Source organism: Paraburkholderia oxyphila NBRC 105797 (genome assembly GCF_000685075.1).
In the GTDB taxonomy this organism is placed as follows: Bacteria; Pseudomonadota; Gammaproteobacteria; order Burkholderiales; family Burkholderiaceae; genus Paraburkholderia; species Paraburkholderia oxyphila.
The window spans coordinates 14,666-32,133 of the sequence record NZ_BAYD01000037.1 but is presented as its reverse complement, the minus strand read 5'-3'; the positions used below and the strand labels follow the sequence as shown (position 1 = coordinate 32,133).

Annotated in this window: 15 protein-coding genes; 10 read left to right on the top strand and 5 right to left on the bottom strand. The window is 66.9% G+C overall.

Annotation, left to right across the window (positions count from 1 at the left end):
- Positions 1–108: 108 nt before the first annotated feature.
- Positions 109–1,191 (bottom strand): DMT family transporter, encoded by a 1,083-nt coding sequence (locus BO1_RS52230; protein WP_043285928.1) that lies wholly within the window; start codon positions 1,189–1,191, stop codon positions 109–111.
- 453 nt (positions 1,192–1,644) lie between these two features.
- Here BO1_RS52230 and dapC point away from each other — a divergent pair, with 453 nt between their 5' ends.
- From dapC to cls, 6 genes are all read left to right on the top strand, one after another.
- Positions 1,645–2,868: a succinyldiaminopimelate transaminase gene (gene dapC, locus BO1_RS22490; protein ID WP_028219482.1), complete on the top strand. Its 1,224-nt coding sequence runs from the start codon at positions 1,645–1,647 to the stop codon at positions 2,866–2,868.
- A 72-nt stretch (positions 2,869–2,940) separates the two neighbouring features.
- Positions 2,941–3,768: a 2,3,4,5-tetrahydropyridine-2,6-dicarboxylate N-succinyltransferase gene (dapD, locus tag BO1_RS22485; RefSeq protein ID WP_028219481.1), complete on the top strand. Its 828-nt coding sequence runs from the start codon at positions 2,941–2,943 to the stop codon at positions 3,766–3,768.
- Positions 3,768–4,136, top strand: a complete 369-nt coding sequence (locus BO1_RS22480) for an ArsC family reductase (RefSeq protein WP_028219480.1) — start codon at positions 3,768–3,770, stop codon at positions 4,134–4,136. The genes dapD and BO1_RS22480 overlap by 1 nt, the downstream gene beginning before the upstream one ends.
- Positions 4,137–4,316: 180 nt before the next feature.
- Positions 4,317–5,456, top strand: coding sequence for a succinyl-diaminopimelate desuccinylase (gene dapE / locus BO1_RS22475; RefSeq protein WP_028219479.1), 1,140 nt, complete (start codon positions 4,317–4,319; stop codon positions 5,454–5,456).
- A gap of 41 nt (positions 5,457–5,497) precedes the next feature.
- Complete coding sequence (gene prmB, locus BO1_RS22470) at positions 5,498–6,394, top strand: 50S ribosomal protein L3 N(5)-glutamine methyltransferase (protein ID WP_028219478.1); 897 nt, start codon at positions 5,498–5,500, stop codon at positions 6,392–6,394.
- Between the two features lie 244 nt (positions 6,395–6,638).
- Positions 6,639–8,102, top strand: a complete 1,464-nt coding sequence (cls, locus tag BO1_RS22465) for a cardiolipin synthase (RefSeq protein ID WP_028219477.1) — start codon at positions 6,639–6,641, stop codon at positions 8,100–8,102.
- A gap of 18 nt (positions 8,103–8,120) precedes the next feature.
- Here cls and BO1_RS22460 read toward each other — a convergent pair whose 3' ends face one another.
- Positions 8,121–8,603, bottom strand: a complete 483-nt coding sequence (locus BO1_RS22460; protein ID WP_028219476.1) for a glutathione peroxidase — start codon at positions 8,601–8,603, stop codon at positions 8,121–8,123.
- A gap of 166 nt (positions 8,604–8,769) precedes the next feature.
- Here BO1_RS22460 and BO1_RS22455 point away from each other — a divergent pair, with 166 nt between their 5' ends.
- Positions 8,770–10,710 carry an ATP-binding cassette domain-containing protein gene (locus BO1_RS22455; protein WP_028219475.1) on the top strand — a complete coding sequence of 647 codons (1,941 nt, stop codon included), beginning with the start codon at positions 8,770–8,772 and terminating at the stop codon, positions 10,708–10,710.
- Between the two features lie 55 nt (positions 10,711–10,765).
- Complete coding sequence (locus BO1_RS52225) at positions 10,766–11,965, top strand: CaiB/BaiF CoA transferase family protein (protein WP_245643879.1); 1,200 nt, start codon at positions 10,766–10,768, stop codon at positions 11,963–11,965.
- A gap of 99 nt (positions 11,966–12,064) precedes the next feature.
- On the opposite strand, the gene BO1_RS22445 is transcribed toward BO1_RS52225, so the two are convergent.
- From BO1_RS22445 to alr, 3 genes are all read right to left on the bottom strand, one after another.
- The gene (locus BO1_RS22445; RefSeq protein WP_043285923.1) at positions 12,065–12,328 is read right to left on the bottom strand and encodes a DUF2866 domain-containing protein; all 264 of its coding nucleotides are present in this window, start codon (positions 12,326–12,328) and stop codon (positions 12,065–12,067) included.
- A gap of 133 nt (positions 12,329–12,461) precedes the next feature.
- A complete protein-coding gene (gene radA, locus BO1_RS22440; RefSeq protein ID WP_028219473.1) occupies positions 12,462–13,838 on the bottom strand; it encodes a DNA repair protein RadA in 1,377 nt (458 codons plus the stop codon).
- A 47-nt stretch (positions 13,839–13,885) separates the two neighbouring features.
- Positions 13,886–14,956, bottom strand: coding sequence for an alanine racemase (alr, locus tag BO1_RS22435; protein ID WP_028219472.1), 1,071 nt, complete (start codon positions 14,954–14,956; stop codon positions 13,886–13,888).
- Between the two features lie 218 nt (positions 14,957–15,174).
- On the opposite strand from alr, the gene lplT reads away from it, so the two are divergent.
- Both lplT and thiD read left to right on the top strand, forming a co-directional pair.
- Positions 15,175–16,485: a lysophospholipid transporter LplT gene (gene lplT, locus BO1_RS22430; RefSeq protein WP_028219471.1), complete on the top strand. Its 1,311-nt coding sequence runs from the start codon at positions 15,175–15,177 to the stop codon at positions 16,483–16,485.
- Positions 16,486–16,653: 168 nt separating this feature from the next.
- Positions 16,654–17,460 carry a bifunctional hydroxymethylpyrimidine kinase/phosphomethylpyrimidine kinase gene (gene thiD, locus BO1_RS22420; RefSeq protein ID WP_028219470.1) on the top strand — a complete coding sequence of 269 codons (807 nt, stop codon included), beginning with the start codon at positions 16,654–16,656 and terminating at the stop codon, positions 17,458–17,460.
- Positions 17,461–17,468 lie beyond the last annotated feature (8 nt).

The window sequence follows — 17,468 nt, the reverse complement described above, 5'->3', positions numbered from 1 at the left end:
GCGCCACATGGCGCACGCGCTTCGGGCATCCTGGGCTAGTCGGGCAGCCGCCACGGCTCACCGCGCCAGGCGGCATGCGCGCGCCCGGCCGGCGAGGATCAGCGGCCATCATACCATCGTGCGCGCGCCATTTTGCCCGCTACGCGCCGAAGCGCGGGGGCCGCCGCTGTCATTGGCGCCGCCGTCGCCATTCCCGCTTTCGTCGATGGGGCATGCTTGTGCGTGGGCAATCGCGCTGGCGTCGGCGCTCGCGTGCCTTTCGTGCTGCTCCTGCATTTCATGCTCCGCGCGCTTGCCCGCGTCCTGCGCGCGGTGCACCCAGCTCGACAGCACCGAGGCCAGCACGATGCATGCGCCGCCCGCCCATTCGCGCGGCCCTGGCGTCTCGCCCGCGAGCAGCCACGACGAGAGCGCGGTCACGACGAGCTCGAACAGCATGATGATCGACGCCCGGTTCGCCGGGACGCGCGCGAGACCGTACTGCACGAGCATGTTGTTCGAGCTGAGCAGCAGGCCGAGCACGAGGACGAGCAGCACGATGCGTGCGAGCGGCTCGCCGGCATGCAGCACCGGCATCGGCTCGAAGTGCGACGCCAGCGCGCCGAAGATCGCCGCCCCGCCGAAAATCACGGCCGTGCGCATCTCCGGCTTCATCTGCGGCAGCACGCGGCTCGTCTTCACCACGAGCACGTTGCTCATCGCGAAACCGATGCCGCCCGCGAGCCCCGCCCATTCGGCCAAACTGGCCGGCAGCGGCAGGCCCAGTTTCGGCGACCACAGCATCAGCACCGCGCCCGCGAGCGACAGCGCGGAAAGCGCGGCGCCCGACCACGTGAGGCGCTCGCGCAGGATGAAATGCGCGAAGATCGCCGTCCACGCCGGGGTGAGGTAGAAAAGCAGGAGCACGCGCATCACTTCGCCGTGGATCGCGCCCCACACGAAGCCGATGTTGGTCACGCCCGCCGCCAGGCCGAGCATCGGCAGCACCCAGTGCCAGCGCACCGTGGCGATCGAACGGCGGCGCAGCAGCAGCACGAACAGGCACCCCGCGGCGCTGGTCGCGGCTCCGGCGGCCGTGCCGGTCAGGCCCAGGCCCGCCAGCGTGCGCAACGGATACCAGACCACGCCCCACACCGAGGCGCCGATCATGATGGCGAGCGTCGGCCACCCGGTCTTCAGGCCCGTGCTCATCGCCCTGTCCTCCTGCACCGCGCCGATGCGCGAGCCGCGCGCATCGGCCGTTTTCCAGACTGCATACCTGTCCTTTTTTCCCGTTCCCGATTTCCCGCCTGTTGCGCCATCTCGTGCGCCATGCAGCGCTTGAGCCACTCGGCCCCTCCAGCCGGCCCGGCGGATCCGCGCCCACCGCCACTTGCCTCGCCTGCGCGCATACGCAAGCGCCCGCAGGCGGCGCAACGCCAAGTTATAATTCACGCTTTTCCAGCCGCAGCAGCCACACCCGACGCACGACAGCCGCTGCGCCGCCGCGATCCACGCCACCCATGCCGGATCGCACCGGCGGGCAGCAGCACACACCGGCCCTAACATGGCCACGTCGCCGCCGGAACCGAAGCGCCGATGCCGGCCATCGCGCCGCGCGCTGTCCATCCGTCTACCCGTCTTCGCTTTTCGCCCGCCAAGCCAGTGAATCCGCTACTCGACACTCTCCAGCCCTATCCCTTCGAAAAGCTGCGTGCGCTCTTCAAGGACGTCGCGCCGAATGCCGGCCTGCGCCATATCAGCTTCGGGATCGGCGAGCCGAAACATCCGACGCCCGCGCTGATCCGCGACGCCATCGTCGCCTCGCTCGACGGCCTTTCGGCCTACCCGGCCACGGCCGGCAGCCCCGCGCTGCGCGAGGCGATCGCGAAATGGGTGACCGAGCGCTACAGCCTGCCCGCCGTCGATGCGGCCACGCAAGTGCTGCCCGTGTGCGGCTCGCGCGAAGCGCTCTTCGCGCTCGCCCAGGCGGTCGTGGACCCCACGGCGGGCGCCAAAGACCCGGCAAAGCGGCCGATCGTACTCTGTCCGAATCCGTTCTACCAGATCTACGAAGGCGCCGCGCTGCTCGCGGGCGCCGAGCCGTACTTCGTGAATAGCGATCCGAAGCGCAACTTCGCCTGCGACTACTCGCAGGTGCCTGAAGACGTCTGGGCGCGCACGCAGCTGCTCTATGTGTGCTCGCCGGGCAACCCCACCGGCGCCGTGCTCACGCTCGACGACTGGCGCGAGCTGTTCGCGCTGTCCGATCGCTACGGCTTCGTGATCGCCTCGGACGAGTGCTACTCGGAGATCTACTTCGACGAAACCAGGCCCCCGCTCGGTGGCCTGGAAGCCGCGCACCAGCTCGGCCGCGGCTTCGAGCGCCTGATCATGCTCTCGAGCCTCTCGAAGCGCTCGAACGCACCCGGCATGCGCTCGGGCTTCGTCGCCGGCGATGCGGCGCTGCTCAAACAGTTCCTGCTCTATCGCACCTACCACGGTTCGGCCCTGTCCCCGGTCTGGCAGAGCGCCAGCATCGCCGCCTGGGGCGACGAAGCGCATGTGCGCGAGAACCGCGCGAAGTACGTGCAGAAGTTTTCGACGGTAACGCCGATGCTCGCCGACGTGCTCGACGTGAAGCTGCCCGACGCCGCGTTCTATCTCTGGGCCAATGTCGCGAATACTGGCCTTACGGATACCGCGTTCGCCCAGCGCCTCTACGCCGACTATAATGTTACGGTTCTGCCGGGCTCGTATCTCGCGCGCGAAGCGCATGGCGCGAATCCCGGCAAAGACTTCGTCCGCATGGCGCTCGTCGCCGACGTCGAGGAGTGCATCGAGGGCGCGCAGCGCATCGTCGACTTCTGCCGCTCGCTCAAGCAGTAAAGCCACTTCCGTCCGCGCGCCCGCTCCCGGGTGCGCGAGCCACCGCATTTGAACTCACACGAAACCACCACCATGTCGCAACAACTTCAGCAGATCATCGACACCGCCTGGGAAAACCGCGCCGACTTCTCGCCCAAGTCCGCGCCGAACGACGTGCGCGAAGCCGTCGCCCATGTGATCGCGGAACTCGACCGTGGCGCGCTGCGCTGCGCCGAGAAGAAGGACGGCGACTGGGTCGTCAACCAGTGGGTGAAGAAGGCCGTGCTGCTGTCGTTCCGCCTGGAAGACAATGTGCCGATGGCCGCCGGCGGCTACTCGCAGTTCTACGACAAGGTGCCCTCGAAGTTCGCCAACTACACGGCTGAAGACTTCGCCGCGGGTGGCTTCCGTGTCGTGCCGCCGGCCATCGCGCGCCGCGGCTCGTTCATCGCGAAGAACGTCGTGCTGATGCCGTCGTACACCAACATCGGCGCCTATGTGGATGAAGGCACGATGGTCGACACGTGGGCAACAGTCGGCTCCTGCGCGCAGATCGGCAAGAACGTGCACCTCTCGGGCGGCGTGGGCATCGGCGGCGTGCTGGAGCCGCTGCAGGCCAACCCCGTCATCATCGAAGACAACTGCTTCATCGGCGCGCGCTCGGAAGTCGTGGAAGGCGTGATCGTCGAGGAAAACTCGGTCATCTCGATGGGCGTCTACCTCGGCCAGTCGACCAAGATCTATGACCGCGAAACCGGCGAGGTTTCGTACGGCCGCATCCCGGCGGGCTCGGTCGTCGTGGCCGGCAACCTGCCCTCGAAGGACGGCTCGCACAGCCTCTACTGCGCCGTGATCGTCAAGAAGGTGGACGCCAAGACGCGCGCCAAGGTCGGCCTGAACGAGCTGCTGCGAGGCGACTGATGGCGAAGGCCGCAAAGACCGTCGTCGTCTACGGCATTCCGAACTGCGACACCGTGAAGAAGGCCCGCGTGTGGCTCGAAGAGCACGGCGTCGAGTTCGAGTTTCACGACTTCAAGAAGGCGGGCGTCTCGAATGCGCTGGTTCAGGACTGGCTCAAGGATGTGTCGCTGGACCAGCTCATCAACAAGCGCGGCACAACCTGGCGCGGGCTCTCCGACGTGCACAAGGCCGAAGCCGACACGACCGCCGGCGCGATCGCGCTGATGATCCACAAGCCGTCGATCATCAAGCGGCCGGTGCTCGCCGTGAACGGCCGCGTGAAGACGCTGGGTTTTTCCGCCGATCAGTACGAGACGCTGTTCGCCTGAACGCGGCGCGCCCAGGTTGAGCGCCGCGTGCGCCCGATGAACGCGGCCGGCAAGCTTCAGCACGCTAACGGCACAGGTTTGCCACGGCTTTGCCAAATCGGGCGCACACTGTTATCCCTTGCTGTTGCCGGCCCCTGTTCGATCAGCGGCGCCGGCATTTTTATTGAAAGTGGTCCATTCATGTCCGCCACCCTCGCCCTTACCGAAGCCCTGATCGCACGTGCGTCCGTGACGCCCGACGACCAGCACTGCCAGCGCATCATGACCGAACGCCTTGCCGCGCTCGGCTTCGCGTGCGAAACGATCGAATCCAACGGCGTGACCAATCTCTGGGCCGTCAAGCGCGGCACGGCGGGCGCCGCGGGCCCGCTGCTCGCCTTCGCGGGCCACACCGACGTCGTGCCCACGGGCCCGCTCGAGCAATGGAGCTCGCCGCCGTTCGAGCCCGCGCACCGTGACGGCAAGCTCTGGGGCCGCGGCGCCGCCGACATGAAGACCTCGCTCGCCGCCTTCGTCGTGGCCAGCGAAGAGTTCGTGGCAGCGCACCCGCAGCATCGCGGCGCGATCGCCTTTCTCATCACGAGCGACGAAGAAGGCCCCGCCACCGACGGCACCGTCAAGGTGGTCGAGGCACTGCAGGCGCGCGGCGAAAAGATGGATTACTGCATCGTGGGCGAACCCACTTCCACGCACACGCTCGGCGACTGCGTGAAGAACGGCCGGCGCGGCTCGATGTCGGGCAAGCTCGTCGTGAAGGGCGTACAGGGCCACATCGCGTATCCGCATCTCGCGAAGAATCCCGTGCATCTGCTCGCGCCGGCACTGGCCGAACTCGTCGCCGAAAAGTGGGACGACGGCAACGAATACTTCCCGCCCACCACCTGGCAGGTTTCCAACCTCCATAGCGGCACCGGCGCATCCAATGTGATCCCCGGCCACGCCGACGTGATGTTCAACTTCCGCTTCTCGACGGCCAGCACGGTGGAAGGCCTGCAAAAGCGCGTGCACGAAATCCTCGACAAGCACGGCCTCGAATACGATCTGCAGTGGAGCGTGAGCGGCCTGCCCTTCCTCACCCCGCGCGGCGCGCTTTCGAACGCGCTCGAGAAGGCGATCCTCGACGAGACCGGCGTGAGCACCGAGCTGTCGACCACGGGCGGCACGTCCGATGGCCGTTTCATCGCGCGCATGTGCCCGCAGGTCGTCGAGTTCGGACCGCCCAACGGCAGCATCCACAAGATCGATGAGCACATCGAAGTGAAATTCATCGACCCGCTCAAGAACGTGTACCGCCGCGTGCTGGAACAATTGATTGCCTGAGTGGCGCCCGAGCCTGCTGGAATACCGCTGGAGTACAAAACATGACCCATCCGCTAGCCACGACCTTCTCTACCGTTCGCGATTTGCTGCGCTACGGCGTCTCGCGCTTTACGGCTGCGCAGCTCGCGTTCGGCCACGGCTCGTCCAACGCCTACGACGAAGCCGCGTACCTGATCCTGCACACGCTGCATCTGCCGCTCGACCTGCTCGATCCGTTTCTGGACGCGCGCCTCGCACCCGAGGAAATCGACAAGGTGCTCGGCGTGATCGAGCGCCGCGCGAACGAGCGTGTGCCCGCCGCCTACATCACGCAGGAAGCGTGGATGCACGGCCTGCGCTTTTACGTCGACGAGCGCGTGATCGTGCCGCGCTCGTTCATCGGCGAGCTGCTCGAGGACGGTCTGCAGCCTTATGTCGAAGACCCCGAGCAAGTCAGTGGCGTGCTCGAGCTGTGCACGGGCTCGGCGAGTCTCGCGATCCTCGCGGCGCACGCGTTCCCGAACGCCGACATCGACGCCGTCGACCTCTCGGCGCCCGCGCTCGAAGTCGCGGCGCGCAATGTCCACGAGCACGGCCTCGACGAGCGCATCTCGCTCTTCGAAGGCGACCTGTACGCGCCGCTGCCCGAGCGCCGCTACGACGTGATCATCACGAATCCGCCGTACGTGAACGCCGAATCGATGAAATCGCTGCCGCCCGAGTACCGCCACGAACCGGAGATGGCGCTCGCGGGCGGCGTGGACGGCATGGACATCGTGCGCCGCATCATCGGCGAAGCGCGCAACTGGCTGACCGACGACGGCGTGCTCGTGGTCGAGATCGGCAACGAGCGTGCGCACGTGGAAGCCGCGTTCGGCGGTCTCGAACTCGTCTGGCTCTCGACGAGCGCGGGCGACGACCAGGTGTTCCTGATCCAGGCCGCGGACCTGCCGGTCTAAGCCCGACACCGGCCCGATCGAGGGCCGTAGCCGCCAGCGGCGCCCCGGGGGCGCTGCGTGGCGGCGTTCACCCGGGCACGCGCCCATGCCTGGCGCAAAGCGGGCGTGCCAGCCCAACCGCCGCCACCCGACAGGCTTCGGTAAGATGAGCGTTTCCCGGCTCACGCGGCATGGACGTCTGGCGGCTCGCAAGATCCGCGCGCTCGCCGCGCGCCGTACGCCTTCAGGAGCGTCCCGCGGCTTTATGCGATTCGACTGGTCAACCCTCGGCACCCTGCTCGCGATCATCCATCTGCTCGGCGTGATCGCGGCGGGCCACGCCATCCTCAACACACGCACCTCGCAAGGCGCGATCGCCTGGGCCGTCTCGCTCGCGACGATGCCCTACCTCACACTGATCCCGTATCTGTTCCTCGGCCGCAGCAAGTTCGAGGGTTACGCCGACGCGCGTCGCCTGCGCAACGAAACACTGCGCACACGCGCACATGTGCCCGACTGGAGCCAGTCCGGCGCCGCGGCCGACGGACTCACCAATACGGGCGACTGGCCAGCCGACGAATTGAGCACGCGCGTGATCCGCACGTTCTCGCATCTGGGCGGCATGCCGCTCGTGCCGGGCAACACAGTGCGCACGCTCGTCAACGGCGAGGCCACCTTTGCCGCGATCTTCGACGCCATCGAAGAGGCGCGCCATTACGTGATCGTGCAGTTCTTCATCGTGCGCGCCGACGCGCTCGGCGACATGCTCAAGGAGATCCTGCTCGCCTGCGCGGCGCGCGGCGTGCGCGTGCTGTTCCTCTACGACAGCATCGGCAGCTTCGACCTGCCCGCGAGCTACGTGAACGAGCTGCGCGCGGGCGGCATCGAAGTGCATCCGTTCTCGACGAAACGCCGCTTCGTCAACCGTTTCCAGCTCAACTTCCGCAACCACCGCAAGATCGTGGTGGTGGATGGCGAGCGCGCTTTCGTGGGCGGCCACAACGTGGGCGTCGAATATCTGGGCGCGAAGCCGCCTCTCTCGCCGTGGCGCGACACCCACATCGAAGTGCGCGGTCCCGTGGTGGCGAACATCCAGTTCGCCTTCACCGAAGACTGGTACTGGGTCACCCAGGAGTTGCCGGGCTGCGCGCCACCGGCGCTCAAGCCGCGCGACGGCGACGACATGCACTGCCTCGTGATGCCCACCGGCCCCGCCGATCGGCAGGAGACGTGCTCGCTCTTCTTCGTCGAGGCGATCAACGCCGCGAAAAAGCGCATCTGGATCACGACGCCCTATCTCGTGCCCGACGAGGCCGTGTTCTCGGCGCTGCGCCTCGCGGCCCTGCGCGGCGTGGACGTGCGCATCATGATCCCGAGCCGGCGCGATCACCTGGTGGTGTTCGCGGCTTCGACGCTCTACGCCTTCGACGCGGTGCGCGCGGGCATCCGCATCTTCCGCTACAAGCCGGGCTTCCTGCACCAGAAGGTCGTGCTGATCGACGACACCGCCGCCGCCATCGGCAGCGCGAACCTGGACAACCGGTCGTTCCGCCTGAACTTCGAGATCATGGTGCTGACCGTGCACCGCGGCTTTGCGTCGGACGTGGAGGCGATGCTGCTGCGCGATTTCGAGGACACCTTCGAGATCGACCGCAGCGAATACCGCAACGCGCGCGCGTGGCGCAAGATCGCGATGCATGTCGCGCGCCTCTTCGCGCCGATTCTGTAGCGCGCCTTCAAGCGGCCTTTAGAGCAGGGCTTCGATGTCCGCAGCAATGGCATCGGGCTTCGTGGCCGGCGCATAGCGCTTGACGACGTTGCCATTGCGGTCCACGAGGAACTTCGTGAAGTTCCATTTGATCCGGCCGATGCCGAGCACCCCCGGCGCCTCGCCCTTGAGCCACTTGTAGAGCGGATGCGCGTTTGCCCCGTTCACGTCGATCTTCTCGAACATCGGAAACGTGACGCCGAAATTCTTCTCGCAAAACGCGCCGATCTGCACGGCGTCGCCCGGCTCCTGCTTGCCGAACTGATTGCACGGGAAACCGAGCACCGCGAGGCCGCGCGCGGCGTACTGCTGATGCAACTGCTGCAAGCCTGCGTACTGCGGCGTGAACCCGCATTCGCTCGCCGTATTGACGATCAGGATGATCTTGCCCGCATATTGCTCGAAGCTCACCGGCGTGCCGCCGCCGAGCGGCTCGGCCGAAAACGAATAAACCGTCGACATCTGGCTCTCCCAACGAAAGCGCCAGTCTACGTGAGAAAACCGGCCCGCCACAGCCTGGCCGAATGGCCGGATGCCTGATTACGCGCGTTAGCCGTTCGGCCGATGCCGGCGCAGCCTCCGGGCAGTCTAAAATAGCGCTTTACGTTTTATCCCTGCTGGCGCTCTCGTGATCCGCTTCAATCAATTCAGCCTTGCCCGTGGCACCAAGCCGCTTTTCGACCAGACCTCGTTCACCCTGAATCCCGGTGAGAAGGTCGGCCTCATCGGCGCCAACGGCGCGGGCAAGTCCACACTGTTCGCCGTGCTGCGCGGCGAGCTGCATGCGGATGCCGGCGACTTTTCGATGCCGCCCTCGTGGCGGATCGCCCACGTCGCCCAGGAAACGCCGGCTGTGGAGCGGACCGCACTCGAATACGCGCTCGACGGCGACGCCGCGCTGCGCGAAATCGAGGCGCGCATCACCTCGGCCTCGGCGGCCCACGACGGCGCGGCCGAGGCCGAGGCGCACGCGGCCTTCGCCGACGCCGACGGCTACACCGCGCCCGCGCGCGCCGAGGCGCTGCTGCTCGGCCTCGGCTTCACCATGGAGCAAACGCAGCAGCCCGTGGCGAGCTTTTCGGGCGGCTGGCGCATGCGCCTGAACCTCGCCCAGGCGCTGATGTGCCGTTCGGACCTGCTGCTGCTCGACGAACCCACGAACCACCTGGACCTCGACGCGATCGTCTGGCTCGAAGACTGGCTGCACCGCTATCCCGGCACGCTCATCGTGATCTCGCACGACCGCGAGTTTCTCGATTCGGTCTGCAACGTCACGCTCCATCTGGAGAACCAGCAGATCAAGCGCTATGGCGGCAACTACTCGCAGTTCGAGATCCTGCGCGCGCAACAACTCGCGCTCCAGCAAAGCGCCTACGAAAAGCAGCAGCGAACCGTCGCGCATCTGCAGAGCTTCATCGACCGCTTCAAGGCAAAGGCCACCAAGGCGCGCCAGGCGCAAAGCCGCGTCAAGGCGCTCGAGAAGATGGAGCTGATCGCGCCCGCGCATGCCAGCTCGCCGTTCACGTTCGAGTTTCGCGCGCCCGACTCCGCGCCCAACCCCATGCTCGTGATGGACGGCGTGCGCTGCGGCTACCGCGCCGACGACGGTGTCGAGACGCCCATCGTCGAGGGAGTCTCACTGTCGATTCAGAACGGACAGCGCATCGGCCTGCTCGGCGCGAACGGCCAGGGCAAGTCCACGCTCATCAAGACGCTCGCGGCGACGCTCGAGCCGCTCTCGGGCGAGTTGCGCACCGGCAAGGGTCTGCAGATCGGCTATTTCGCGCAGCACCAGTTGGAAACGCTGCGCCCCGACGACACCCCGCTGCAGCATCTCGCGCGCCTCGCGCCCGATACGCGCGAGCAGGAGTTGCGCGACTTCCTGGGCGGCTTCAACTTTCCAGGCGAGATGGCCACGGCGCCCATCGCCCCCTTCTCGGGCGGCGAGAAGGCGCGCCTCGCGCTCGCGCTCATCATCTGGCAGAAGCCGAACCTGCTGCTGCTCGACGAGCCGACCAACCACCTCGACCTCGAAACGCGTCACGCGCTCACCATGGCGCTCGCGCAGTTCGAAGGCACGCTGATCCTCGTCTCGCACGACCGGCATCTGCTGCGCGCCACGACCGACCAGTTCATGCTGGTGGCGAAGCACCGCCTGCAGCCGTTCGACGGCGATCTCGACGATTACCGCGACTGGCTGCTCCAGCACGCCGCCGAGCAGCGCGCGGCGCTCAAGAGCGCGGCGCCCGGCACGGCAAATGCGCTCGATGGCGACGCCGGCGTGAACCGCAAGGAGCAGCGTCGCCAGGAAGCCGAGACGCGTCAGCGGCTCGCGCACCTGAAAAAGCCGCTGCAGGCGAAGATCGGCAAGATCGAAAAGGAAATGGATGCGCTCAATGCCGAAAAAGGCACGCTGGACACCTTCGTCGCCGACCCCGCCAGCTACGAGCCGGCGCAAAAAACGCGGCTGACCGAAGCCATCCGCCGTCAGGCCGAAGTCCAGGGGCGCCTCGAAACGCTCGAAGCCGCATGGCTCGAAGCCCACGAGGAGCTCGAACAGATCGGCTGACGCCCTGCTGGCGGGCACGGCGCCCCGGCCAGCGTCATTTTCAGGAGCCAAACGAGTGTCGATACCCCCCGCACTGCAGGGCCTGCGCGTTCTCGATCTGACCCGGCTCCTGCCCGGGCCCGTGGCCACGCTGCGCCTCGCGGAAATGGGCGCCGACGTGCTGAAGATCGAACCGCCGGGCACCGGCGACGCGGCGCGCAACATGATGCAAAGCGCCGAAGACGAAGTCGCAGGCCGCCCAGGCGCGTTCTACCGGCTCGTCAACCGCGGCAAGCGCGAGACGCGCCTCGACCTCAAGTCCGAAGGCGGCCGCGCCGTGCTGCTCGCGCTCGCGCGCGACGCCGACGTGCTGGTGGAAAGCTTTCGCCCCGGCGTGATGGAGCGGCTCGGCCTCGGCTACGAAACATTGCGCGCGAACAACCCCAAGCTCGTCTACTGCGCGATCACGGGCTATGGCACGAAGGGGCCGTTCTCCGACCGGGCGGGCCACGACCTGAACTACATCGCTTACGCGGGCGTGCTCGACCAGATCGCCACGCGCGAGGGCGAACCCGTGCTGCCGAACTTCCAGATCGCCGATCTGCTCGGCGGCGCGCAGGCGGCGCTCACACAGATCCTCGCCGCGCTCTGGCACGTGGCGCGCGGCGGCGAGGGCCGTTTCATCGACATCTCCATGGCACACCAGGCACATGCGCACAACGTGATGGCCCAAGTCGCGCTCGCCAACGACGACGCAGCGGCGCTCCAGCCCGGCGGTGGCCTGCTCAACGGCGGCGTGCCCTGCTACAACCTGTACCGCACCCAGGACGAGCGCTGGCTCGCCGTCGGCGCGCTCGAACTCAAGTTCTGGCAGGCGTTGTGCACGGCCATCGGCCGCGAGGATTGGGCCCAGCGGCACTGGAGTCTCGGCCAGGCGCCAGGCGGGTCGGACGCGGTAGCGCTCACGCGCGAACTCGCCGCGCTCATCGCCAGCGAAACGCTGCAGACGTGGATAGACCGGCTCGAAGTGATCGACTGCTGCGTTTCGCCCGTCCTCACGCCCGGCGAGGCCGCCAACCACCCGCTTTTCAACCCCGAAGTCCTGCAGGCGCTGCTGGACGAGGCCGCCGCCCAGCGCGAAGCCGCGGCGCGCCGCGCAGCCGGTCAGGGCGCCGCTTTCCCCGCCACTGCGCCCGCCGGCGCGCCCGGGAGCAACCCGGCACAGGCCGGCCAGCCGCCCGGCAAGAAGCCGTTCAACTATGGTCCCTGGGGTTGAGCGAACTGCGGGAAGACGAAAATGGGCGCCTGATGGCACTCCGAAACGGAGCTTCAAGCGCCCATTTTCTCGATGGCGGGATGAGGTGAGGACGCCGGCCTAGCGGCGCGGCAGCGTCTGACGCGGTGCGCGTTCGTCGTCGTAGAGCACGTGCTTGCGGCCTTCCACATGATGCGCAATGGTGCTGCGCACCTGCGCCGCCGTGACGTTGCCGGCCACCACCTGACGCGAGATGCGGCCGTCGCTGTCGATCCACTCGACGATGCGGCAGCTGCTGCCCCAAGGCTGCAAGAGCGGCTCGGAGACGCGGCAGCCGCGCACGACGACCGGGTTGCCGCCGATGGACGATTCAATCTGTTTCAAGTCGCTATCCTTTCCGCTGGATACGGAGTTGAACATCCGCGCAAGGATAGGGAAATCGCGAAACGAAAAGGTTACAGTACGTACCAGGGTTGTTACTAATCATTACGCGACAGACCGCGCCGTCGCGCCCGGCCTACTCCAGCTCGCGCACGCGGTCGATGGCCTCCTCGATCCGCTCCACGGCGAGCACGTTCAATCCTTCGATCGGCTGCTTCGGCGCATTGGCGCGGGGAATCAGCGCGCAGGTAAAACCGAGCTTGGCCGCTTCCTTCAGACGATCCTGGCCGCGCGGCGAGGGTCGGATCTCGCCGGCGAGCCCCACTTCGCCGAAAACGATCAGACCCTTAGGCAACGCCTTGTTACGCATCGATGAATGGATGGCGAGCAGCACGGCGAGGTCGGCGGCCGGCTCGGTGATCTTCACGCCGCCCACGGCATTCAGAAACACGTCCTGATCGAAGCAGCCGATGCCGGCGTGACGATGCAGCACCGCCAGCAGCAGCGCGAGGCGGTTCTGCTCCAGCCCGACCGCGAGGCGCCGAGGGTTGGGCACCTGGGCCGTATCGACGAGCGCCTGCACCTCCACGAGCAACGGCCGGGAGCCTTCTTGCGTCACCAGCACACAGGAGCCTGGCACGCTTTGCTCGTGCTGCGAGAGAAACAGCGCCGACGGATTCGCCACGCCGCGCAGTCCGCGCTCGGTCATCGCGAACACGCCCAGCTCGTTGACCGCGCCGAAGCGGTTCTTGAACGCGCGCACGAGCCGGAACGACGAATGCGTGTCGCCCTCGAAGTACAGCACTGTATCGACGATGTGCTCGAGCACGCGCGGGCCCGCGAGGTTGCCCTCTTTCGTCACGTGACCGACCATGATGATGGCCGTCCCCGACTGCTTGGCGATGCGCGTGAGTTGCGCGGCGCACTCGCGCACCTGCGCGACGGAACCGGGCGCGGACGTGAGCGCCTCGGAATAGATCGTCTGGATGGAGTCGATCACGGCGACGTCGGGTTTTTCGGCCTCGATGGTCGCCTGGATCTTTTCGAGCTGGATTTCGGCGAGCAGTTGCAGCTCGCTCGCCTTCGAATCCGGATCGAGCAGCGCAAGCCGCTGCGCACGCAACGCAATCTGCGCCGCCGACTCTTCGCCGCTCACGTAAAGCGCGCGCCGCTCGGCCGCGATCTGCGCGAGCGATTGCAACAGCAGCGTGGACTTGCCGATACCGGGATCGCCGCCGATCAGCACGACGCCACCCGCGACCAGCCCGCCGCCCAGCACGCGGTCGAACTCGCCGACGCCCGTGGTGAAGCGCGGCACGTCGGACGCCTCGATGTCGGCCAGACGCCGCACCGGCGCACTCTTCGCGAGCGCCTGAAAGCGGTGATTGCCCGCCGGTTCCGCGACGCTTTCCACCAGCGTGTTCCACGCCCCGCATGCGGGGCACTGCCCTTGCCACTTCGGCGCCTGTCCGCCGCATTCGCTACAGATATAGAGCGTCTTTGCTTTCGCCATGCTTTTTGCCATGGTGCCTGTTTCTAGTTATGCCCGCTTACGCCTGCTTATTCCGCCCGCACCGGCACGCGCGGCGCGACGGCGCACATCAGCTCGTAGCCGATCGTGCCGCACGCCTGCGCGACCTCGTCGATCGGCAGGTTCGCGCCCCACAGCTCGACGCGCGTGCCCACGCCCGAGCCCGGCACCGGCGTGAGGTCGACGGTGAGCATGTCCATGGAGACGCGCCCCACTACGCGCGTGCGCACGCCATCGACGATCACGGGCGTGCCCTCGGGCGCCACGCGTGGATAGCCGTCCGCGTAGCCGCAAGCCACCACGCCGATGCGCATCGGCTGGCGCGCCGTGAAGATCGAGCCGTAGCCGACGCTCTGGCCTTCGGCGATCGTCTGCGTGCCGATCAGCTCGGAGGCGAGCGTCATGGCCGGCTGCAGGCCGGTGCCGTCGAGCGCAGAGGCCACGCCCGAAGGCGAGGCGCCATACAGAATGATGCCGGGGCGCACCCAGTCGAAGTGCGATTCGGGATGCCAGAGCGTGGCCGCCGAATTGGCGAGACTGCGCGCGCCCGCGATGCCCTGCGCGCCGCGCTCGAACACGGCCATCTGCTCGCCGATCCCGCGCGGCGTGTCGGCGTCCGAAAAGTGCGTCATCAACGTGATCTGGCCAATGCCTGCACAGGCGCGCGTGCGCTCCCACGCCGCGCGGTACTTCTCCGGCGTGTAGCCGAGCCGGTTCATACCGCTGTTCATCTTGAGCTGGATATTGACCGGCTTCGAAAGGCGCGCCATTTCGAGCATGCGCAACTGCTCGTCGCAATGGACGACGGTGGTGAGGCTGTAGCGGTCGATGACGTCGATGTCGGTCGGCCGGAAGAAGCCCTCGAGCAGCAGGATCGGCCCGGCCCAGCCGAGTTCGCGCAATTTTACGGCCTCCTCGAGGTCGAGCAGGCCGAAGCCGTCCGTTGCGCGCAAGCCGGGAAAGGCGCGCGCAAGCCCGTGCCCGTAGGCATTGGCTTTGACGACAGCCCAGATTTTCGACTGCGGCGCGTATTTGCGGACGACGGCGAGATTATTGGCGAGTGCGGCGGTGTGGATCGTGGCAGAAAGGGGGCGAGGCATGAGATTTTTTCGCAAAGACGCTTTCGAATCAGGAGCTTACAGGGTGTTTTCAGCGCCCGGCAGGTCCGCCGGATGGGCGGTCAAGGAATGTGCTAGTCCGAATCCAGCTATTTTCGTGATATAAAGCCCTGCGCACAACCCATTTCGAACGTAATAAGCCCGGATGCCTCCCACCCGTCCGGGGCGGACGGACCGCAGCGAGGAAAGCATCGCATCAGATGAAAAAAGGCTTTTACACCATCATGGCCGCGCAGTTTTTTTCGTCGTTGGCCGACAATGCGCTCCTGATCGCTGCAATTGCACTGCTGAAAGACCTCCACGCCCCAAACTGGATGACGCCGCTGCTCAAGCTGTTCTTCGTCCTGTCCTATGTCGTTCTTGCCGCATTCGTCGGTGCCTTCGCGGATTCGCGCCCCAAAGGCCAGGTCATGTTCATTACGAACTCGATCAAGGTGGTAGGCTGCGCCATCATGCTGGCCGGCACGCATCCGCTGTTCGCCTATGGGGTGGTGGGTTTCGGCGCGGCGGCCTATTCGCCGGCCAAATACGGGATTTTGACGGAACTGCTGCCGCCTGAGCGCCTCGTCGCCGCCAATGGCTGGATCGAGGGCACCACGGTCGGCTCGATCATCCTCGGCACGGTGCTCGGCGGCGCGCTCATCAGCCCGCATATCGCCGCCCACGTGATCCGCCACACGCCCGCCTCGATCAACACCCCCGCCGAAGCCGCAATGCTCGTGATCATGGTCATCTACGTGATCGCCGCGCTCTTCAATCTGCGCATCCCCGACACCGGCGCGCGCTACCCGCGCCAGCAGCATGGGCCGATCAAACTGATCACCGACTTCGCCGACTGCTTCAACACGCTCTGGCGCGACAAGCTCGGCCAGATCTCGCTCGCGGTCACCACGCTGTTCTGGGGCGCGGGCGCCACGCTGCAATTCATCGTCCTCAAGTGGGCCGAAGTGTCGCTCGGCATGTCGCTCTCGGAAGGCGCGGTGCTGCAGGCCGTGGTGGCCGTGGGCGTCGCCGCCGGCGCGATGATCGCGGCCGCCCGCATCCCGCTGAAGAAGTCGCTCTCGGTGCTGCCGGTGGGCATCATGATGGGCATCGCCGTCATGCTGATGGCGTTTTACACGCGCAATCTGTTTCCGCCGCACTGGGGGCTGCATATCGGCCACATGCGCATTCCCGGGTATCTCGTGTTCGCCTATATCTTCCTGATGGTGGTCGGCGGGCTCTCGGGCTTCTTCGTCGTGCCGATGAATGCGCTGCTCCAGCATCGCGGCCACGTGCTGCTCTCCGCCGGCCATTCGATCGCCGTGCAGAACTTCAACGAGAACCTCTCGGTGCTCGTGATGCTGTGCCTCTACGCCGTGCTCGTCTGGCTCGACGTGCCGGTGACCATCGTGATCGTGCTGTTCGGCACCTTCGTCTGCCTGATGATGTGGCTCGTGATGCGCCGCCACCAGGCCAATCAGCGCTCGTTCGACTCGGTCGCGCTGATCGGCGAAAATCATCGTCAATGAATGGCGGATGGTGAATCGCGGCGGCCCGGCCAGGCCTCGTGGATGTGTCCGCCAGGCGCGCGGCCCGAAGGCTCCGGCCGCAGCGGCTCTCCCCCGTAATCGACTCTTTCCAGCGCCTGCGCGGCCGTGGCCTGCCGGCCCGCAGCGCGGCGCATTTGCGACGCTGCCATGACCTCACCGATTTCCAACGTCCTCACGATCGCCGGCTCCGATTCGGGCGGCGGCGCAGGCATCCAGGCCGACCTCAAGGCCTTCTCCGCGCTCGGCGCCTATGGCGCGAGCGTCATCACCGCGCTCACGGCGCAGAACACCCGCGGCGTGAGCGCGATCCACGCGCCCGACGCGGGCTTCGTCACAGCGCAGCTCGACGCCGTGTTCGAGGACATCCGCATCGATGCCGTGAAGATCGGCATGCTCGCCAACGCGTCGATCGTGCGCGCCGTCGCCGATGCGCTGCGCCACCACCAGCCGCCGCGCATCGTGCTCGACACGGTCATGATTTCGAAGAGCAATCACGCGCTGCTCGCGCCCGAGGCCGTGGCGGCGCTGCGTGAGGAATTACTGCCGCTCGCCGGCGTCGTCACGCCGAACTTGCCCGAGGCCGCCGCCCTGCTCGGCGTGGCGCCGGCAGCCGACGAAGCCGCGATGGTCGAGCAAGGCGAAGCGCTGCGCGCGCTCGGCGCGCAAGCCGTGCTGATGAAGGGCGGCCACCTGGGCGGCGCCGACAGCCCCGACTGGCTGATCGAAGCCGCTGGCACGCTGCGTCTGGGCGGCGCGCGCATTCCTGTGACGAACACGCATGGCACGGGCTGCACGCTCTCCTCGGCGATCGCCGCGCTGTGGCCACAACAGGCGACGCTCGCGGATGCGGTCACCCAGGCGAAGGTGTATCTGACGGGTGCGCTCGAAGCGAGCGAGCGGCTCGACGTGGGCCACGGCGTTGGCCCGGTGCATCACTTCTGGCGCTGGTGGTGAGACCTTTG

Bases quoted from the DNA above. Each gene is read 5' to 3' on its own strand.
- BO1_RS52230 (WP_043285928.1), bottom strand. From the start codon at position 1,191: ATGAGCACGGGCCTGAAGACCGGGTGGCCGACGCTCGCCATCATGATC.
- dapD (WP_028219481.1), top strand. From the start codon at position 2,941: ATGTCGCAACAACTTCAGCAGATCATCGACACCGCCTGGGAAAACCGC.
- BO1_RS22480 (WP_028219480.1), top strand. From the start codon at position 3,768: ATGGCGAAGGCCGCAAAGACCGTCGTCGTCTACGGCATTCCGAACTGC.
- dapE (WP_028219479.1), top strand. From the start codon at position 4,317: ATGTCCGCCACCCTCGCCCTTACCGAAGCCCTGATCGCACGTGCGTCC.
- prmB (WP_028219478.1), top strand. From the start codon at position 5,498: ATGACCCATCCGCTAGCCACGACCTTCTCTACCGTTCGCGATTTGCTG.
- cls (WP_028219477.1), top strand. From the start codon at position 6,639: ATGCGATTCGACTGGTCAACCCTCGGCACCCTGCTCGCGATCATCCAT.
- BO1_RS22460 (WP_028219476.1), bottom strand. From the start codon at position 8,603: ATGTCGACGGTTTATTCGTTTTCGGCCGAGCCGCTCGGCGGCGGCACG.
- radA (WP_028219473.1), bottom strand. From the start codon at position 13,838: ATGGCGAAAGCAAAGACGCTCTATATCTGTAGCGAATGCGGCGGACAG.
- alr (WP_028219472.1), bottom strand. From the start codon at position 14,956: ATGCCTCGCCCCCTTTCTGCCACGATCCACACCGCCGCACTCGCCAAT.
- lplT (WP_028219471.1), top strand. From the start codon at position 15,175: ATGAAAAAAGGCTTTTACACCATCATGGCCGCGCAGTTTTTTTCGTCG.
- thiD (WP_028219470.1), top strand. From the start codon at position 16,654: ATGACCTCACCGATTTCCAACGTCCTCACGATCGCCGGCTCCGATTCG.